Source organism: Paraburkholderia sp. FW306-2-2C-D06C, assembly GCF_058781505.1.
The window spans coordinates 14,231-32,626 of sequence record NZ_JBYSWU010000015.1; the positions used below are offsets into that span (position 1 = coordinate 14,231).

An 18,396-nucleotide genomic window follows, 5' to 3' on the forward strand; every position below is an offset into this window, starting at 1 on the left:
CTGCAAAATAAAGGCGGCCCGCTCACGCGCGGCCGCCTTTGCATTACCACCTTCCTGTCACGCCGAAGAACCGCTTACTGCGACTCTTCCGCCCACACCGCATTTTCCCGCGCCATTAGCGCAGTCGATGCCGCCGGTCCAAAGGTGCCTGCCGTATAACCGCGCGGCCGCTCGCCCGATTTACTCCAGCCTTCCAGAATCGGCTCGGCCCATGCCCACGCGGCTTCGAGTTCGTCGCGGCGCATGAAGTGCGTCAGGCGGCCGCGAATCACGTCGATCAGCAAACGCTCATAGGCTTCCGCGCGACGCTCGGTGAAGGCCTGCTGCAAGTCGAGGTTCAGATTCACCGGCAGCATGTGCATGCCGCTGCCCGGCTCCTTCGCGAGCATTTGCAGCTGGATCGATTCCTCCGGCTGCAACTGGATCACGAGACGGTTGCCGTAATTGCGCCCGCCGCTCGGAATGATCGAGAACGGCAGCTCGGAAAACTCGATGACGATCTCCGACACCTTTTTCTGCATGCGCTTGCCGGTGCGCAGGAAAAACGGCACGTTGGCCCAGCGCCAGTTGTTGATAGACGCGCGCAATGCGACGAAGGTCTCGGCGCGGCTGTTGGGCGGCACGTTGTCTTCCTCGAGGTAGCCCTTGACCGGCTCGCCGTTCACCGCGCCGGCCGTGTACTGGCCGCGCACGGTATCGCGCGCGATATCCTCGGGCGTCATGGGGCGCAGCGAGCGCAGCACCTTGAGCTTCTCGTCGCGCACCGCATCCGGATCGAGCGACACCGGCGGCTCCATCGCAACGATGCACAGCAGTTGCAGCAAGTGGTTCTGCACCATGTCGCGCAGCGCGCCGGTTTTGTCGTAGAAGCCCGCGCGGCTGCCCACGCCGACCTCTTCGGCCACCGTGATCTGCACGCGCTTGATATACGGCGCCTGCCACAGCGGCCCGAAAATCGCGTTGCCGAAACGCAGCACCATCAGGTTCTGCACCGTTTCCTTGCCGAGGTAGTGGTCGATCCGGTAGATCTGCGCTTCGCTGAAATGCTTGCCGACCGCTATGTTGATTTCCTGCGCCGACGCCAGATCGTGGCCCAGCGGCTTTTCCAGCACGACGCGCGAATTCCCGTCGACCAGCCCCGCTGCCGCGAGGTTGTCGCAAATATTCGTGAACAGATCGGGCGACGTGGCGAGATAGAACACGCGCCGCGCACCGGGGCGCGACACCGCGTTCAGACGCTCATAGTCTTCGACCGAGTCGACGTCCATGCGCACGTACTCGAACAGCGACAGGAATTTGTCCCAGGCGCCGCTATCGAACGCTTTCTTTTCGATGAAGGGCTTCGCCTTCGATTCCATGAATTCGTTGATGTACTCCTCGCGCGACCAGGGCTTGCGGCCGATCGTGAGAATACGGGTGTCTGGCGGCAGGTTGCAGTGCAGATGCGCCATGTAGAGCGCCGGCAGCAGCTTGCGGAACGACAGGTCGCCGGTGCCGCCGAAAATGATCATGTCGAGCGGCAGGTCGGGGGTGGCAGAAGCGTGTTTAGTCGTCATAGCGCGGTCGCAACGTCGTGATGAAGGGGCGTCGGTCAAGGGGCAGAAAAAGGCGAAAGCGCCGGCTGACCGGCACTTTTTTCTGGCAAACGCATATGGTGCAACGTTTTGAGATTGTTTGCACGGCAACATGTGCCGCAGGTTGGCGCAATATGCCAACTTGCTCCCGTGAAACACGCGCTTACCGAGCCTTTGCCAGGACTTGAAAGGGACGTTTCGAACCGTCCGGCGCGCCGCGTTCAGCCGCCTGACAAGGCTTCGCGCGCCACCCGGCACGCCGCCAGATCCCACGCCGCGCAGCCGACGCTCTTGAACACGACCGGTTTTCCCGGCGGCACCGATGCGGCATTTTCCAGCGCCGAGGCGATTCCGCCGACCTGAGTCCAATCCACACCCGCCTGGATGAAATCGCCGGCTTCGTGCTTCGCTCCGGCTTCGTCGTCGACAAAAAGCGCGCTGTCCGCAATCGTGCGCGCGCCGATCTCGACCATCGCCGGCGTAAACGCGCCGACGCCGATCACGAGCCGCCCCAGACGCGCCGCTTCGTCGTAGACGGCCCGCTTGCTGGTAGTCAGCGCAATCACGACGTCGATCGACTGGGGAATGTTAGCGTCAGGATCCGCCAACGGCTGCGGGTCGCGCGCATTAGCACCATGCGCACCATGCGCGCCATGCTCGCGATGCGCGGCGCAAAACGCTTCGGCCCGCGCGGGCGTACTGCCCTTCACCCAGACGCGCGCATCGGGATACAGTTCGCCGATCGCTTCCAGATGGTTCACGGCCTGCGTGCCGGTGCCGATCAGCAGGAATTCGCGCGGCGCAGCGGCGGTGAAGGTCGCGATGCCGAGCATCGACATCGCCGCCGTGCGCCTACCGGTCACCGTCGGCCCGTCGAGAATGAAGAGCGTCTCGCCGGTGTCGGCGTCGAAGGCCATCACCTGGCCGTGAATCGTCGGCAAGCCGCGCGCTCCGTTGCTCGCGCACACATTGACCAGCTTGTGGATCGCGAGATCCGGCGCGGTGGCCGGCATCGACAGCATGATGCCGCCGTCGTTGAGCGGCACTACGAGGCGCTCCGGGCTCGCGATGCGCTGCTGCGCATAGTCGATGCTCGCGCGTTTCAAGGCGTCGACGAGCGCCGCATACGGAATCAGCCGCGCGGTGGCGGCGGCGTCGAAAATCTGTGTGATCGGGCGGGTCATAGGCGTGTTTATCGAGTCCTTGCAATGGGTTGCGTTCAGTTGCGTGACTTTCGTCTCCGACAATACCCGGCCACGAAAAATCGTGCCGATCACCGATTCGTTGACGAGCGTTTCATCGCGGCCCAGTTCGCCGCGCAGATAGAGTTGCGCGATGCGGCCCGCCCCTTTAGCGCGCGGCGCGGGTCAGCGTCATGCCGCGTCCGGCGTAAAAACGCGCCATCGTCGCGAACGGCAAATACACATCCGCCTGATGCGGCGCGACGCCCGACGGATTGTGAAACCACGCGCCGCCGCTGTCGCGCCCGTGCAGCAAAATCAGATGCCCGCCCTGGCGGCGATTCGGCCGCTCGGGATAGCGGATCTCCGGGCTCACGGAGACGATCGCCAGTGTGTCGCCGTCGATGCGCGCGGCCATCTCTTCGAGCGGCGCCTGCGGCAATACCTCGACCTGAATGCCGAACGCCTCGCCAGTCCAGTCGGCGAATGGCCGGTAGATCAGACCGTCGACACCGCCGTCGTCGCGCATCCGGTACACGCCGTGGCGCAGCGCTTCGTCGAGCAACGCCGCGCGCGGCGCGTGTTCGATGCGCCAGTAATCGAGCGCGGATTCGAGACATGTCAGGCCGCACAGCCGTTTGGCCCAGAACCGGTAACGCTCGGGCTCGCTGAAACCACTGCGCCGCCAGCCGGGATCGTCGCACGGGTCGCCCTGTTGCTCGACGATGTGGCTCACCCATTCAGGGTTGCCCCATTGCGTGTAGTACGGCACTCCGGTGTGGCGTAGCGTCGGTTCGTTCATGAGTCGCGCAAAGAGTGAAAGGGAAGTTTTTTTACAGCATGCTGCGAGGCCGCTGCATCGTGCCGTCGAAGCAGCGGGTAAGTCGTGGTCATCGGGCGGGCGGGTTTTCGGACGGGTTTTAAGTGTGGGCCTAATCTTCGCAGGCCGCTCGCTTGTCTGCAATGCTGCCGCGCCTGGGAGAACCGGACGGCGGCAGCTTTGGCACTGACGGGCAGCGGGTGCAGCGGGTGCAATAGGCCCCTTGTCGATAGACAATCTGGACAACCGTTATTCGCGTCACAGATAATTGTCGTTTATTCGCCAAACGGATATTCTGCAAGTATCTGCCACACAAATAATTGACAAATATTCGTGTGGCGAATAAAGTACATTTATTCGTTTAGCGGATAATTTACCATGATCCACCTCGTCGCCACCCCGGACCAGATGGCCCAGTTGCTTGCCGCCGGCCGGCGACAAGCGGGCCTGACCCAGGCGGAAGCCGCCGCGCGGATCGGCGTCAGCCAGAGCCGCATCTCGGCGCTGGAAACCGATGCCGCCGCCCTCACCCTCGCTCAGTTGCTGGCATTGTGCGGCGCCTACGGCCTGCAATTGCAGGTACGCGACAAGACCCAGCCGGCGCCTGAGCCGGCGACTTTGGTCGAGTGGTAAGCATGGGCCGCCAACCCCATTCGCGGGCGCTTTCGGTGTGGGCCAACGGCGCACGTGTCGGCGCCTGGCGCATTCCCACCCGCGGCTCCATGGAGTTCGCCTACGATCCCGCCTGGGTCGCATCGCCCGCAGGCCGCCCGCTTTCGCTGTCGCTGCCGTTCACGCCCAGCAACAGCGCGCTCAAAGGACCGCGGGTGCTGAATTATTTCGACAATCTGCTGCCGGACAGCGAGACGATCAGAAAGCGCATCGCCCAACGCTACCAGACCGATACGCTGGACGCCTTCGATCTGCTGCAAGCCATCGGCCGCGATTGCGTGGGCGCCGTCCAGCTGCTCGCCGAAGACGACGCGCCGGTCGGCGTCGAGCGGATCGAAGGCACGCCGCTTTCCGACAGCGAAATCGAGACCATGCTGGCGCGCACCGTCGGCAATCCGGCCCTCGGCGCGCCCGACGAGGCGGACGATTTCCGCATCTCGCTCGCCGGCGCCCAGGAGAAAACCGCGCTGCTCTGGCACGAGGGCAAGTGGCAACGGCCGCATGGCGCCACGCCCACCACGCATATCTTCAAGCTGCCGCTCGGGCTGGTCGGCAACAGGCTGGCCGACCTCAGCACCTCGGTCGAAAACGAATGGCTGTGTTTGCGGATTCTGCGCGCCTATGGGCTGCCGGTCGCGAACACCGAGATCCTGACCTTCGGCAAGCAGCGGGTGCTGAGCGTCGAGCGCTTCGACCGGCAATTGCATTCGAGCGGGCAATGGTTGCTGCGTCTGCCGCAGGAAGATTTTTGCCAGGTGTACGGCGTGCCGTCGCACCGCAAATACGAAAACGAGGGCGGCCCGGGCGTGCTGGACCTCGCGCGGATTCTCCAGCAATCGGTGAGCGCGCAGCAGGATCTCGAAACACTGCTGGCGAGCCAGATCCTGTTCTGGCTGCTGGCGGCGCCGGACGGCCACGCGAAGAACTTCAGCATTCGCCTGTTGCCGGGCGGACAGTACCGCCTGACGCCGCTTTACGACGTAATGTCGATCTGGCCGGTGGAAGGCAACGGCCCGAATCAGTGGTCATGGTTCAAGGCCAAGCTCGCCATGGCGATGTGGTCGAGGAGCAAACACGACGCGTTCCGCGACGTGCAGCGGCGCCACTTCAACACGATGGCGCTGAAGTGCTCCTACGGCGCGAACGCCGAGCCGCTGATCCAGCGGCTGGTCGAACAGACGCCGGAGGTGATCGAACGGGTCTCGGCCGAATTGCCCGAACGGTTCCCGGGCAAAGTCGCCGAGCGCATCTTCAAAGGTTTGAAAAACTCGGCGGCCAAACTCGAAAAAATGCCCGCGCAGTAAGGACCTGCGCGGGACCTGCATGGGACCTGCACGGGGCGCGCGCGGGCGATGCACACGGCGTCGCGGCCTCGGCGAGGCGCGCCGCCGCACATGCCCGGACAAACCCGGCATATTTCTCTACAGATGCGGCGAGGTTTCATCGGTAAAATGCATTCGATTCAGAACGCATAAGCGAGTCGCCGACTTTGTCCGTTTCGAGCCCCGGCCCCGGCCGGCTCGGCGACGGTCACACAAAATTACAGAGTGCGATATTTTTTACGATACATTTGCTGTCCCCCGCGTAGCCTCGTCAACGCATGGCAAACGTGCATGGCAATGCTGCGCGTATCGTATCGCGCTCCCCACAGCCACCCTTTAAGACGGCGGATTTTCACGCAGTATGGCCAACGAAACAAACTCACCTGACTCCATCGCAGTCGCCGAGCGTGTGCGCGAGTTGATGAGCCGGCATGGAATCGGCAAACGCCAGCAAACCACGGAACTATGCCGCATCCTCGATCTGAGTTTTTCGCAGGGACACCGCAAGCTGCGCGGCAACAGCCCGTGGACCCTGTCGCAGATCAAGAAGGTCGCCGAGGTATTCGGCGAACCCGCCGCGCAACTGTTCGGCGCGCAGTCGCTCGACCCCGGCATGGTCGGCGCAATCGCCCAGGAAGCGGTGTTCAGCATCGGCGCGATCGAGCTGGCCTGCACCGCGTGGGTGGGCGCCGCGCTCGAACCGGGCAGCCGCCCGGAATTCGTCGCCTACTCGAAACTCGGCCAATGGCGCGTCGCGCGTCACGACGGCACGCTCTACCAAAGCGCGTACGAAGTCCACAAGATCGAGATCTATCCGCGCCGCGCCGAAACCGATAAGCCGACCATCGCGGTGGTCGACGACGATCAGGCCTCCGCGGACAATCTGCGCGACTACCTGGAGCGCAGCGGTTTCACCGCGGTAGCGATTTACGGCCTCGCGGCATTCGCGGAGCACCTGCAAACGCAGGTCTTCGACGGCGTGGTGATCGACTGGCTGTTCGGCTCGCAAACTTCCGCAGCGGCGATTCGCTCGGTGCGCGCGTCGGAGAATCCGGACGCGCCGATTTTCGTGCTGACCGGCGAGCTGCTGACCGGCAAGGCCAGCGAATCGGAGATCAGCCAGGTCATCCGCAATTACGACGTCGCCTGCTATGAAAAGCCGGCGCGCATGGCGATCCTCGTCGCCGATCTATCCAAGCGGCTCAACCGGCCCTGACGCGCCGGCAAGCGGCTGAAGGTGCGTGCTCAGGTTGATGCCCACCGCCCTCCGCGAACCCCGGACGCCGCATCACGCGAAATGCCGCGAAGCCAATGCACGCTGCAATGCGCTGCGCAGTTCCTCGTAATGTACCGGCTTTAATAACGCATCGAAAAACGGCTGCGATCCGGCTGTTCCACCCTGCCCCTGTCTCTGTCCCTGTCCGCCTGCCACATCCGCCGCACCCACCGCCCCCGGCTCGGGCGCATAAGCGCTGACCACGATCACCGGCACGCCCGCCGACGGCCCGCCGCGCGCGGCGAAGTCCGCGAGAAAGGTATAGCCGTCGCGCTCCGGCATGTGCAGATCGAGCAACACCACGTCGCAGTGCCAGGCATCGAGCCACGCGAGCGCGTCGTCGGCATTGGCGACGGCGTGCGCATCGAAATCCATGTGCGCGACCATTTCGCTGAGCGATTCGCGAATCAGCCGGTTGTCGTCGACGATCAGCACGCACGGCCGCGCGCCGCCCGGTTCGGCGTGGGCCCCCCCCGCCACGTCGGGCGGCGCCGCGGCCGCGACCGGCGTGACCGGAATCGTCACCGTGAAGGTCGTGCCCTCGCCCACCGTGCTTGCCACGTCGACGGTGCCGCCGAACAGCCTGACCAGTCCCTGCACGATCGTCAGCCCCATGCCGGCGCCCTCGAAGCGGCGCGTGCGCGACGCATCCAGCTGCGTGAACTCCTGGAAGATCAGCGGAATCTGTGCGCTCGGCACGCCCGGCCCCGTATCGCTGACCACGAAGATCAGCGCCGCCGGCCGTTGCTTCAGCCGCAGGCGAACCGTGCCGGTTTCCGTATAGCGGATCGCGTTGGTGACCAGGTTGTTGACGATCTGACGGATGCGGTGCGGATCGGAATCGACGAGGCCGCTCACGCCACTCGCTTCGCTTTCGAGCTTGAGACCGCGCGCGGCCGCCGACATCGCATGTTCGTCGACGATCGACGCCAGCAGCTCGCGCGGCTCGAAATGCTCGTGGCGCAACTCGAGCTTGCCGGCGCCGAGGCGCGCATAGTCGGTCAGGTCCTTCATCTGCGCTTCCAGATGACGCGCCGCGGTTTCGAGCCGCTGGATCACCTTGCGGTCGGCTTCGGAATGAAAGTTGAAACCCAGCAATTCGATCGACGACACGATCGCGTGCAACGGCGTGCGCAGTTCGTGGCTGATCATGCCGAGAAACGCATCCTTCGCGAGACTCGCCTCGCGCGCGGCGCGGCTCGCCTGATGCTCCGCTTCGAGCGCCGCATGCTGCTGATGCATCAGGCGCGTGCGGCGGCGGCCGTTGAGCACCAGCAGCGTGGTCGCCGCCGCCGACAGCAACAGCAGCAGCAGCCCGCCGGCAAACAGCATGCGGCGCTTGTCGATGAAATCGCGGTTCATCGCTTCGCGGTCCGCCACATCCGCGAAACGGCGGCTCAACGCGAGATCGTTGACCTCGTTCCAGTGCGCACGCAACGCCGCGACGATCTCATTGGCGTGGCTGCGATCCTTGGGCAACACGTCGACCTCGGGCCCGATACCGCCCAGCAGATGATCGAGCGACTGGATTTCGTCCAGTTGCCGTTGCAGCAGCTCGAGCTGAGTGGTCAGCCGGCGCGTGGAACCGGCCATCACGTGCAGCTTCGATTGCAGCAGCTGGTAGCGCAGTATCAGCCGCGGATAGTCGTCATCGACACCCGACTGATAGAGCAGCAGCTGGTTCTCGAAGCGCGCGTAGGCAATCTGCAATTGCGCGGCGTCCCAGTAGAAGCCGTCGTAAGTGCCGGTCAACTGTTCAGTGGCGCGCGGATTGAGCAGGTTCGCGTACAGCAGGTAGCCGATCGCGCCGGCCGGCGCCGCGAGCGCGGTCAGCCAGATCAGCACGTAGAGGAAACGGCGCAATGGACTGCGCGCTATTTGACGATGAGAGCCTTGATCTGCCATACGAATTTCGAGTCGGCGCCCGCGAGTTCTGCAGGAAACGCGTCGCGCGGATAGATAAGAAACAACGGCCCGAAGTCGCTGATCTTCAGACGCTGCCCGTTCATGCTGTAGGCCACGATCACGCCGTAGCGGTCGCAGTCCGATACCGGCACCGTGTACGTGTAGTCGTCGAGCGTATGGAACTCCACTTCGCTGCCGTACGCGCCGACCGCCTTCAGGATATCCGCGAGCAGCGGCCCCGTGAAGGTGGAACGCGGAGTCCAGGTGGTCGCGGTCGTAATGGAATGGGCCGGCAGCGCGAGCAATTGCGCCTCCGTGAAGTGATACACCCCGTGTGAGGCGTCGGTGGTCTTGCCGATTTTGCCCGTCACGTCGAGCGCCAACGACTGCGCCTGCGCACCCCACGCGGCCAGTGCGAAAATCAGGCCCATCGCCATCATCCAGTACGCTTTTTTCCTGCCGTACATCCCTGCGGTCACCTTGGTCATTTGCTTTCTTGTTCCGTTATTTGCTTTTTGCGGGCGGCTTCGCACGGCATCGACTCTCGTCGATTCAGCGCGCCTGCCGCCCTTTTCCAGTCCGCTGCGCCGCCGGCCGCGGCACGCCCCGGCCGCGGCACGCCCCGGCCGGCGACGCGCGTCAACCCCGACGCGCGATCTTTGAACCGCATGCATAATATCGCCAAAATTCCCTGCCTCAAAAACGAGGGCGCGCGCCGCGCCGCCGCCGCGCGACGTTCGCTGTGGACATAACGCCCGCCACGCGCTGGCAACACGATGCAACAAGAGTCATGAACAAGCCGGTTTTGCCCCTGACGTACGAACAACTCGACCACTGGATCGAATCGCTGCAACTGGCGTTGCTGGCAGAGCGCTTCACAATGGCGATCGGCATACTGCGCGGCGGCGCGCCGCTCGCGCTGATGGTTTCGCATGCGGCCGGCACGCCGGTGGCGTTTCTGCGCTACGACCGCAAGACTCGCACGGCGGCCTGGGATTCGACGCTGCCGATCCCGCCCGCGGGCGCCAAGGTGCTGCTATGCGAAGACATCGCGGGGCGCGGCTTTACGCTGGCCGACTGCATCGCGTTCCTCGAGCGGCACGGCCTCGACGTCAAGACCCTGACCGGCGCGGTCGATGATCTGAGCCGCATTCAACCCGATTACGCGATCGACGCGCGCGGCTACTTCGCGCTGTTTCCGTGGGAGCGTCAGGCGTACACCGAGCGTTATCGGCAGGACTGGGAGCGCGTCGAAGCAGGCGCCGCGCCCGCGATGGCCGACGATCATGAATACGCGACCTACGCGATCGACCTCGACGGCATTCTGCTGCCCGACGTGCCGCTCGCGCGCTACGACGAGGATCTGGCCGCCGCGCTCGCCGAACGCGACGCACTGCGGCCTTTCGAGGCGCTGCCCGGCATCGATTTGCCGCGGGTTCGCACCATCATCACCGGCCGGCCGGAGCTGGATCGCGCGCGCACCGAGGCATGGCTCGCCCGGCACGGCTTCGGTCATATGCAACTGGTAATGCGCACGCCGGACACGCACGACGAAAGCCCCGCCGGCGCCGCCGCTCACAAGGCCAGCGCGGCGTTGCGCGGCGGCGTCACGCATTTTGTCGAGAGCGATCCGGTGCAGGCGCTGCTGATCGCGCAGCAGGCGCCGCTGTTGCGGGTGATCTGGTGGGACGCGCACACGCAAACCGGCACGCTGGTCAGCGCGCGCGCGTGGCACTGAGCGTGGGCCCTACGCTTCTTTCGCTTCCCGGGTCGCTGTCGCTTCCTTGCCGTCCCGCGGACGCAGATGCCGCGCGGCCCGTTGCGACGCGACGACGATCAGCTTCATCGTCGCGCGCGTGGCGCCGACGAACAGCTTGCGGGCGGTACGCTCGTCGAACGCATCGAAGTCGACCTCGGTGAGGATCACGCACGGCGCCGCCTGGCCCTTGAAGCGATAGATCGACTCGAACAGCACATCGCCTTCGCGATACTCCGGGTTGCCGAACAGATCGTACTTGCCGGTGAAGCTGCGCAGCCGATGCGGCCCGAGGTGATCCTGCGCGCTCATCGCCGAGCCCTCGCGGCCGCGAAACGACAACACCGCGATATCCTGCTTGCGGAACCCGAGCGACAGCGCCTGCGTGATCGCACGCTTGGTTGCGTCGATGCTGCCCCCGGCGGCGTTCGCTTCGTCATAGACTGACAGCGAAATCTCGGAGCCGTCGAACGGACTGCCCGACGCGAGCCCCGCCGCGACCGGCACCGAGGCGCCGACCACGTCGCGCACGTAGTCGAGAATGTCGCGCGGACTGCGGTAGTTGGTGGTCTCTTTCAGCGTGGTCCAGCCGGGCAAAGTAACCGGCTCACGCATATACAGATTCTGCAACGGGTCTTCGAGCCACCACCACGCGGCGCCGGGCCGTAAAAGGCGTTCGAGCGCGGCCACCCAGGGCTGCTGGAAATCCTGCCCTTCGTCGACGATCAGCACGTCGAACTGCCAGCGCGCGTCGATCGGCGTTTGCACAAAAATCGTTTCGAGCTGGTCGAACGCCCCGGAGGAAGTCCCCTTGGGGGACACGTCGCGGGCCTGGAAATCCGGCTCGCGGCCCGCGTCGCGCGCGATCCAGTCGCATAGCTGGTGGTAGTTCGCCACCTTCGCCTCGGGCGGCGCGACCCGCACGATGTGATCCGCGAGCGGCCGGTTGAAGCACACGTACAAAGGCCGCTGCCCGCGCGCCACGGCGTCCTTCATCACCTGCACCGCCAGTTGGGTCTTGCCGGAACCGGCCGTGCCGATCACGCGTAACCGGAACGGCGAGAACTCGAGCCGCCGCGCCCATGTCGCGAGACCGCCGGCCAGCCGCGTGACGAGCGTGCCGGCCTGACCGACCAGCGCGCTGGTGTCGGGCGTGAGCGCGAGTTCGTCGGCGAGAAAATGGTGGATCTTCGGCGCGCAGGCGAGGCGCGGCTCGTCCGCCGGCAATGCGTCGCGAATGATCGCCGCGAGCCGGTCGCGGCGCGTCGCGTCGACGATGCGCGCGGGATTCACGCCGGCGATCGCCGCATCCTTGACGATGTGGTCCGGACAATACAACAGCTCTTCGATGAAATAGGTCCCCGCGCCGAACGCGGCGGTAAAGCGCCGGTGCATCCCTTCGACGGTGTGCGCGAGCGCAATCGCCACGTTGCGTTCCGTCTGAAGATAGACCTTGACGAGCCCCTTCGGCGTCTCGCGCAGGAAGCCGGTTTTCTGCTCGACGATCATCACGCGTCCCGACGGACTGACGATCACGAAGTCGGCCTCACCGAACACCGAGAAGTTCTGATTCAGCCGGGTCCAATGCACGCCGTGATAGACGGTGTAATCGTGCGGCAGGGCTTGTTCCAGCAATGCGAGGGTTTCGCGTTCGCGTGCCGCCGCGCCGGTGGCGGCGAGGCTCTTCCAGTCGTCGGGGACAATGCGGGCCATGCGGTGCCTCGTCAGATTCGGGTGCGCTCATTGTACGCAACGCGCGCGCCTTGCCGGCACGGCGGATTGCACCGCTGCGGGCAGCGCGGATTGCGGCCCGATGTGGTCCGACGCGTGGCCCGACGCGTCGCAAAGCCGCGGCATCGTGTATCGTTACCGGTCGAACGCCGCGCGAGGTGCGCGGCTTGCCAACTGTAAGAAAAAAGGATTGACCGGATGATTACGATCTGGGGACGCGCCAATTCAGTCAACGTCCAGAAAGTTTTGTGGTGTTGCGATGAACTGGTGCTGCCGTACGAGCGCATCGACGCGGGCCTGCAATTCGGCCGCAACAACGAACCCGACTATCTCGCGATGAACCCTACGGCCAAGATTCCGACGCTGGTCGATGACGACTTCGTGCTGTGGGAATCGAATTCGATTCTGCGTTATCTGGTGCTGCAATATGGCGAATCGAGCCTCTTGTACTCGTCCGAGCCGAAACTGCGCGCGAGCATCGACCGCTGGCTCGACTGGTCGCTCTCCACGCTGCAACCCGCCGAGCGCCCGGTGTTCTGGGCCCTCGTGCGCACGCCGGCCGCCGAGCGCGACGCCGCCAAACTCGCCGCCGACGTCGAAGCGGTCACCTTGCTGTGGCGGCTGCTCGACACGCATCTGCGGGGCCGTTTCTTTCTCGAAGGCGAGAAGTTCACGCTGGCCGACATCGTGATCGGCGCGTACGCGAAACGCTGGTTCGGGCTGGACGGTATCGAACGCCCCGCTCTGCCGAATCTGGAGCGCTGGTATTCGCGGCTTGCAACGCGCCCGGGTTTCAAGAAATACATCGACGCCCCGCTGACCTGAGCCTCTGTGCGGGCGGCCGCCATCGCCATGCTGCAGCCCTGCCACAGCCAGGCGCGATGGCCTTTATAATCGACGCATGAAGACCGCCAAGCCCGCCGCAACCGCCGACAAAGCCACACCCGCCACCGCCGCTCGTCCTCATGGGCCAGGGCACACGCACGGCGCTTCGCCGGAAGCCGCCCTCGTGCTGGCCGAAGAATATTGCCGCGAGCGCGGCGAGAAGCTCACGCCGATCCGCCGCAAGGTGCTGGAATTGCTGCTGAATTCCGGGCGCGCCACCAAAGCTTATTCGCTGCTCGATGACATGCGGCAGATTCATCCCGGCTCGGCGCCGCCCACGGTTTATCGGGCGCTCGACTTTCTGCTGTCGGCGGGGCTCGTGCATCGGATCGAATCGATCAACGCGTTCACCGTCTGCCACGATCTGACCCAATGCCAGCACGGCATTCTGGTGGTCTGCCAGCAATGCGGCAACGTCACCGAACTGCATCAGCCGAAGCTGCGCCAGGCGCTCGTCGCGCAAATCGAAGACGCGGGCTACCGCCTTGCAAGCGAAGAAATCGAATTGAAGGGATTGTGTTCCGCCTGTCAGGCTGCGGAAGCCGCAGCCTCTGCGGCTGGTTCGGCAACGCCGGTAGCCGCCGCTAAATAAGAGCGGGTATTAGCCATCTGGCCGTCGCGGTTTCCAGCGTCAAGGCGCTGGAAACCGTTTGGTGTCGGACTCGAAGCGGCCTGGAATCGGGCCTGAGATCGGGCCCGAAATCGGCCGCCAGACTGATCAGCCCGCGGCGCGGGCGTCGATCGCGTCGTGCAGCAACGTCACCAGGTCTTCCGGCAACGCCGGTTTGGTCATGAAATGCTGGAAACCTTCGCCGATGCTGCGCAGCCGGTAAGCGTCGTCGGTGTGGCCCGTCAGCGCCACGGCTACCGAGGGCGCGTGATCGCCGCGAATCTCGTGATCGCGCAGCCGCTGGATCAGATAGAAGCCGTCCATGGCCGGCAATTCGAGGTCGCACACCACGGCATCGGGCAACAGGCGCAGCGCTGCCTCGACGCCCTCTTCCGCATCCGCCACCGCGACGACATGCGCTCCTTCCGCTTCGAGTAACAAAGTCAGCGATTCCCGGCTATCCGGGTCGTCTTCGACGAGCACGATCGTGGCCTGATCGAGTCTCAATGCTCCGTTCATTTTCCGTTGTTGCTCTATAAAACCGGTTAGGCCGTCAGACGCGGCCAGCGTATCGCCCTGCTGTTGTTGCGGTTCCTGCGGTTGTTGCGGTTGTTGCGGTTTACCGCCGAACCCGGCGGCTACGGTATTGGTATTGCTGTTCATGATTCCGACTCGCTTTCACACGGCGAGTTGCACACAGGCTCGCGATTGTAAAACATGGCCCGAGCGCAACACGCTGCGCACACTAACCCGCCAAAATTGCACGTCGATGAAAAAAACGGCCCTCGGCATCATTGCAATGAAAGGCAATGACCGGCCGATGCCGACACCCGATTCGCCGACGCGGCTCGCGCAAACCCGCTTGCACGGGATGATGCGTAGCGGCCCGCGCGGCTTCTGTTCCGACATCCAGTGTTCTCTTGCGACGCCCGCAGGACGACACTCGGTGTGGCGCTCAGTGCGGCCATTCCTGCGCGGCGTGCACATCCAATCTGCGCATCCACTCGTTAGGGAGCACATTGCGTGCCGCGGCGTGCCTCGCCGGTGTCACGCCGCGGCGGCTCGTTTATCGTCTATAGAAAGCCTGTCGCGCCACCCGCGACGGCGGCGCTATCATCGTGTCCGCGAGACCGCATCGGTTGCGTTCAACCGAGCGCTGCAGCACGCCATGTGATTACCCGCTGATCGCCGTCTTTTCGCTCCCACACTTGAGGCCGCCCGACACCATGTCCGATCTCGACTCCGCCACGCTCGAAACGCTCCGCCATGTCAGCACCGCCACGCTGACCACCCAACTATTCAAGCGCGGCTTGCGCAATACCTTCATGCAAGGCGTCGCGTCGCTCGCCCCACACAGCGGCGCAAATCTGGTCGGACCGGCATTCACGTTGCGCAATATCCCGTCGCGCGAAGACATCGACGTGCTCGACCTGTTTGCCAATCCCGAGTACGCGCAGCGCAAATGCGTCGAGACGATTCCAGCCGGCCATGTGCTCGTGCAGGATTGCCGCGGCGAGCGCGGCAGCGCGTCGTTCGGCTCGATACTGACGCAGCGTTTGCAGGTCCGCGGCGTGGCCGGCATGGTGTCCGACGGCCCGGTGCGCGACAGCACAACGATCGCCGCGCTCGGCATCCCGGTGTTCTGCGCGGGCGCGAGCGCGCCGCCGAATCTGATTCGCCACCATGCGGTCGATATCAATGTGCCGATCGGTTGCGGCGGCGTAGCCGTGTTTCCCGGCGATGTGATCGTCGGCGACGCAGACGGCGTGGTCGTGATCCCGCGCGAGATGGCCGCCGAAGTCGCGCAAGCTGCCGCCGAACAGGAGCAACTCGAAGAATTTCTCACCGGCCGTATCCGCACGGGCGCAGCGCTGCCCGGCACGTACCCGCCGAGCGACGCGACAAAAGCGGCTTACGAAGTGTGGAAAAAGAATCGCGGCGCGCACAAGCCACGCTGAGCGCAACCGGCTACCGCTGCGGTCCGACGCCGTGTGTCAGCAGCGCCACCGCATGCCGCGCGATCTCCTCGCCGCCGATATTGCGGCGCACCGGATCGTCACGCCACAGCTTCGAGGTGGCCAACGGCAGAATCGTCAGCCCGAGCAAGCTGACAAACACCAGTGACGGCTCCAGCTCCGCATTCAGACGCCCTTCCTTTTGCCAGCGCGCGATACACGACAACGCCGCCTTCTGCTGAGCGTCGCCGAAGCGTTCGTGCATGCGCTGGCGCAGCAAGCCGCCATCGCTGATCACTTCGCGTACCCACAGCGACGGGAACCACGGATAGTCCGCCGCGACCTGCACGAACCGCTGCGCGAGTTGCGTGATGGCCGCCACCGGATCGTCCGGATTTTCCTGGAACGGGCCGCTCAGAGACGCGCGCAGCGGAACGAAACGCTCGTCGATGAGCACGTCGAGCAGTTGATCGCGCGTCTTGAAGTAGTAATGCACCATCGCCGGCGTGAAACCCGCCTCGCGAGCAATCGCCCCGAGCGTGGTGTCGACGATGCCCTGCCGCGCGAACAGCGCCAGCGCGGCATCCAGCAGACGGCTGCGCTGCTCCGAACCGCGCGCGGAGCCTGACGGCCTCCCCGGCCGCCGGGCCGGCGCGCTGTTCAAGCCATGCTCATCGGACGCATTACTGGTCATTACTTTCGATTTGACGACTAAAGGGATGTCGCATATATTAATCTCCGAATTAATTAATTTCAACGCCGTGGTGCCATGGATCAATCTACAACGACTCAACCCGCCGAGCTGGCGCACGATAGCGGTCACCCGCCGATCCGTCTGCTGTTTCCGGCGCTGCTGCTCGTCATGCTGCTCGCCGCGCTCGATCAGACCATCGTCTCGACCGCGCTGCCGACCATCGTCGGCGAGTTGGGCGACCTCAACAATCTGTCCTGGGTGGTGACCGCGTACCTGCTCAGCTCGACGATCGTCGTGCCGCTGTACGGCAAATTCGGCGATCTGTTCGGCCGCAAGATCGTGCTGCAAACCGCCATCGTGCTGTTTCTGATCGGCTCCGCGTTATGCGGCATCGCGCAGGACATGACCCAGCTGATCGTGCTGCGCGCGCTGCAAGGACTCGGCGGCGGCGGGCTGCTGGTGGTCACCATGGCCGCCATCGCCGACGTGATTCCGCCGGCCGAACGCGGCCGCTATCAAGGCGTGTTCGGCGGCGTGTTCGGTCTGGCGACGGTGGTCGGGCCGCTGCTCGGCGGCTTCCTTGTCGAGCACCTGACGTGGCGCTGGATTTTCTACATCAACCTGCCGCTCGGGGTGATCTCGCTGGTGGTGATCGGCGCGGTCTTCAAACCGCAGGTCCGCCATGTGAAGCACACCATCGATTACATGGGCGCCGCCTTTCTCGCCGGCGCGCTGACCTGCATCATCCTGTTCACGAGCCAGGGCGGCACGATCCTGCCGTGGTCGTCGCCGCAATTGTGGTTCACGCTGTGCATGGCACTGGTGGCGATCTGGGGCTTCATCCACGAAGAGCGGACCGCCGTCGAACCGATCATGCCGCTTGAACTCTTCAGGCAACGCACGTTTTTGCTGAGCAGCCTGATCGGCTTTATCGTCGGCGTGTCGATGTTCGGCGCGGTGACGTTCCTGCCGCTGTATCTGCAGGTGGTCAAAGGTTCGACGCCGTCGCAAGCAGGCATGCAGATGCTGCCGATGATGGGCGGTCTGTTCGTGATGTCGATGGTGACGGGCCGCATGATCAGCAAGATCGGCAAGTACCGCATGTTTCCGATTGCGGGCACGCTCCTCGTGGCGGTCGCGATGCTGCTGCTCGCCCGCCTGCAACTCGCCACGCCGATCCATGTGATGTATATCGACATGGGCATTCTCGGCTGCGGACTCGGCATGGTGATGCAAGTGCTGATTCTCGCCGTGCAGAATACCGTCGAGTTCAGGCACATTGGCGTGGCCACGTCGGGCGCGACGCTGTTCCGCTCGATCGGCGGCTCGGTCGGCGTGGCCGGCTTCGGCGCGGTGTTCTCGAATGGTCTCGCCGCGCGCCTCGAAACGCTGATTCCTCCCGACACCGAATTGCCGCACGCGCTTGGGCCCACCGCGATCCGCCAACTGCCGCAAGCACTGCGCGACGATTATCTGCAAGCGTTTGCCGGCGCGTTGCACACGGTCTATCTGTCGGCGGCATGCGTGGTCCTGCTCGCCTTCGCACTCGCGTGGCTCCTGAAGGATCATCCGCTGCGCCAGCAGTGATCCCCTATCGGGCTACGCCGCTGCGCGCCTGAATCACGAGGTCGGACGCTGGCTGCTTCGACCTCGTTCTGTTTGATCGTCATACTTTGATCATCACTCTTTCGTCCTACCAATCGTGCCGCCGCACCATCACGCTGCAGCTGCACCGTCGCTGTGAAAAAAACGCGCGGCCCATTCGTTCTGCCGACATATGCGGTGTTTCACAGTGTTTCGGCATACCGACAAAATGTGCGCCTACGCACAAAAGGTAGGTGAGAACGTCGATTGACGTTCTCACGGAAACGCCACATATTTAAAGCAGCAATTTAAAGCAGCGGCACCGCATAACAAGGATTTGCGGCCCAACGTTCTTCAGCGCATGTGGATCGTGATTTACGCCGACATTGCTCCGGCCTCAGCACGATCTGGAGCATGCCGTACCGGCATTG

The 18,396-nt window shown here is 64.3% G+C and carries 16 protein-coding genes and 1 pseudogene; 8 read left to right on the top strand and 9 right to left on the bottom strand.

Annotated elements, in window-relative coordinates; translation table 11 throughout:
- Positions 1–74 precede the first annotated feature (74 nt).
- From zwf to AC3WLT_RS13850, 4 genes and pseudogenes are all read right to left on the bottom strand, one after another.
- Positions 75–1,556, bottom strand: a complete 1,482-nt coding sequence (gene zwf, locus AC3WLT_RS13835; RefSeq protein WP_492592279.1) for a glucose-6-phosphate dehydrogenase — start codon at positions 1,554–1,556, stop codon at positions 75–77.
- A 239-nt stretch (positions 1,557–1,795) separates the two neighbouring features.
- A complete protein-coding gene (gene lhpI / locus AC3WLT_RS13840; protein WP_492592280.1) occupies positions 1,796–2,758 on the bottom strand; it encodes a bifunctional Delta(1)-pyrroline-2-carboxylate/Delta(1)-piperideine-2-carboxylate reductase in 963 nt (320 codons plus the stop codon).
- A gap of 42 nt (positions 2,759–2,800) precedes the next feature.
- Positions 2,801–2,911, bottom strand: a pseudogene (locus AC3WLT_RS13845) (proline racemase family protein); the annotation flags it as partial.
- A 13-nt stretch (positions 2,912–2,924) separates the two neighbouring features.
- On the bottom strand, positions 2,925–3,557 hold the full coding sequence (locus tag AC3WLT_RS13850; RefSeq protein WP_492592281.1) for a cysteine peptidase family C39 domain-containing protein: 633 nt from the start codon (positions 3,555–3,557) through the stop codon (positions 2,925–2,927).
- Positions 3,558–3,953: 396 nt separating this feature from the next.
- Between AC3WLT_RS13850 and AC3WLT_RS13855 the strand changes: the two genes are divergently transcribed.
- The 3 genes from AC3WLT_RS13855 (at position 3,954) to AC3WLT_RS13865 (ending at position 6,785) form a co-directional block, all read left to right on the top strand.
- Positions 3,954–4,208, top strand: a complete 255-nt coding sequence (locus AC3WLT_RS13855) for a helix-turn-helix transcriptional regulator (protein WP_492592282.1) — start codon at positions 3,954–3,956, stop codon at positions 4,206–4,208.
- A gap of 2 nt (positions 4,209–4,210) precedes the next feature.
- The gene (locus tag AC3WLT_RS13860; RefSeq protein ID WP_492592283.1) at positions 4,211–5,551 is read left to right on the top strand and encodes a type II toxin-antitoxin system HipA family toxin; all 1,341 of its coding nucleotides are present in this window, start codon (positions 4,211–4,213) and stop codon (positions 5,549–5,551) included.
- A gap of 379 nt (positions 5,552–5,930) precedes the next feature.
- Complete coding sequence (locus AC3WLT_RS13865; RefSeq protein WP_492592284.1) at positions 5,931–6,785, top strand: helix-turn-helix domain-containing protein; 855 nt, start codon at positions 5,931–5,933, stop codon at positions 6,783–6,785.
- A gap of 72 nt (positions 6,786–6,857) precedes the next feature.
- Here the strand turns inward: AC3WLT_RS13865 and AC3WLT_RS13870 are convergent, their stop codons facing one another.
- Positions 6,858–8,750 carry an ATP-binding response regulator gene (locus AC3WLT_RS13870; RefSeq protein WP_492592285.1) on the bottom strand — a complete coding sequence of 631 codons (1,893 nt, stop codon included), beginning with the start codon at positions 8,748–8,750 and terminating at the stop codon, positions 6,858–6,860.
- Positions 8,720–9,238, bottom strand: coding sequence for a putative pterin-binding protein (locus AC3WLT_RS13875; protein ID WP_492592286.1), 519 nt, complete (start codon positions 9,236–9,238; stop codon positions 8,720–8,722). Before AC3WLT_RS13875 ends, AC3WLT_RS13870 begins: the two co-directional genes overlap by 31 nt.
- A gap of 302 nt (positions 9,239–9,540) precedes the next feature.
- Between AC3WLT_RS13875 and AC3WLT_RS13880 the strand changes: the two genes are divergently transcribed.
- Positions 9,541–10,488 (top strand): phosphoribosyltransferase, encoded by a 948-nt coding sequence (locus AC3WLT_RS13880; protein ID WP_492592287.1) that lies wholly within the window; start codon positions 9,541–9,543, stop codon positions 10,486–10,488.
- 9 nt (positions 10,489–10,497) lie between these two features.
- Here AC3WLT_RS13880 and AC3WLT_RS13885 read toward each other — a convergent pair whose 3' ends face one another.
- Positions 10,498–12,219: an ATP-binding domain-containing protein gene (locus tag AC3WLT_RS13885; RefSeq protein ID WP_492592288.1), complete on the bottom strand. Its 1,722-nt coding sequence runs from the start codon at positions 12,217–12,219 to the stop codon at positions 10,498–10,500.
- Positions 12,220–12,435: 216 nt separating this feature from the next.
- On the opposite strand from AC3WLT_RS13885, the gene AC3WLT_RS13890 reads away from it, so the two are divergent.
- Both AC3WLT_RS13890 and AC3WLT_RS13895 read left to right on the top strand, forming a co-directional pair.
- Entirely contained in the window at positions 12,436–13,062 is a 627-nt protein-coding gene (locus AC3WLT_RS13890; RefSeq protein WP_492592289.1) for a glutathione S-transferase family protein, read from the top strand.
- A 76-nt stretch (positions 13,063–13,138) separates the two neighbouring features.
- Entirely contained in the window at positions 13,139–13,714 is a 576-nt protein-coding gene (locus tag AC3WLT_RS13895; RefSeq protein WP_492592290.1) for a Fur family transcriptional regulator, read from the top strand.
- A 126-nt stretch (positions 13,715–13,840) separates the two neighbouring features.
- On the opposite strand, the gene AC3WLT_RS13900 is transcribed toward AC3WLT_RS13895, so the two are convergent.
- Positions 13,841–14,395, bottom strand: a complete 555-nt coding sequence (locus AC3WLT_RS13900) for a response regulator (RefSeq protein ID WP_492592291.1) — start codon at positions 14,393–14,395, stop codon at positions 13,841–13,843.
- Between the two features lie 563 nt (positions 14,396–14,958).
- Here AC3WLT_RS13900 and AC3WLT_RS13905 point away from each other — a divergent pair.
- A complete protein-coding gene (locus AC3WLT_RS13905; protein ID WP_492592292.1) occupies positions 14,959–15,690 on the top strand; it encodes a ribonuclease activity regulator RraA in 732 nt (243 codons plus the stop codon).
- Positions 15,691–15,700: 10 nt separating this feature from the next.
- Here the strand turns inward: AC3WLT_RS13905 and AC3WLT_RS13910 are convergent, their stop codons facing one another.
- Entirely contained in the window at positions 15,701–16,381 is a 681-nt protein-coding gene (locus AC3WLT_RS13910) for a TetR/AcrR family transcriptional regulator (RefSeq protein WP_492592390.1), read from the bottom strand.
- Between the two features lie 75 nt (positions 16,382–16,456).
- Here AC3WLT_RS13910 and AC3WLT_RS13915 point away from each other — a divergent pair, with 75 nt between their 5' ends.
- Positions 16,457–17,968, top strand: a complete 1,512-nt coding sequence (locus AC3WLT_RS13915) for an MDR family MFS transporter (protein WP_492592293.1) — start codon at positions 16,457–16,459, stop codon at positions 17,966–17,968.
- The last annotated feature ends 428 nt before the right edge of the window (positions 17,969–18,396 follow it).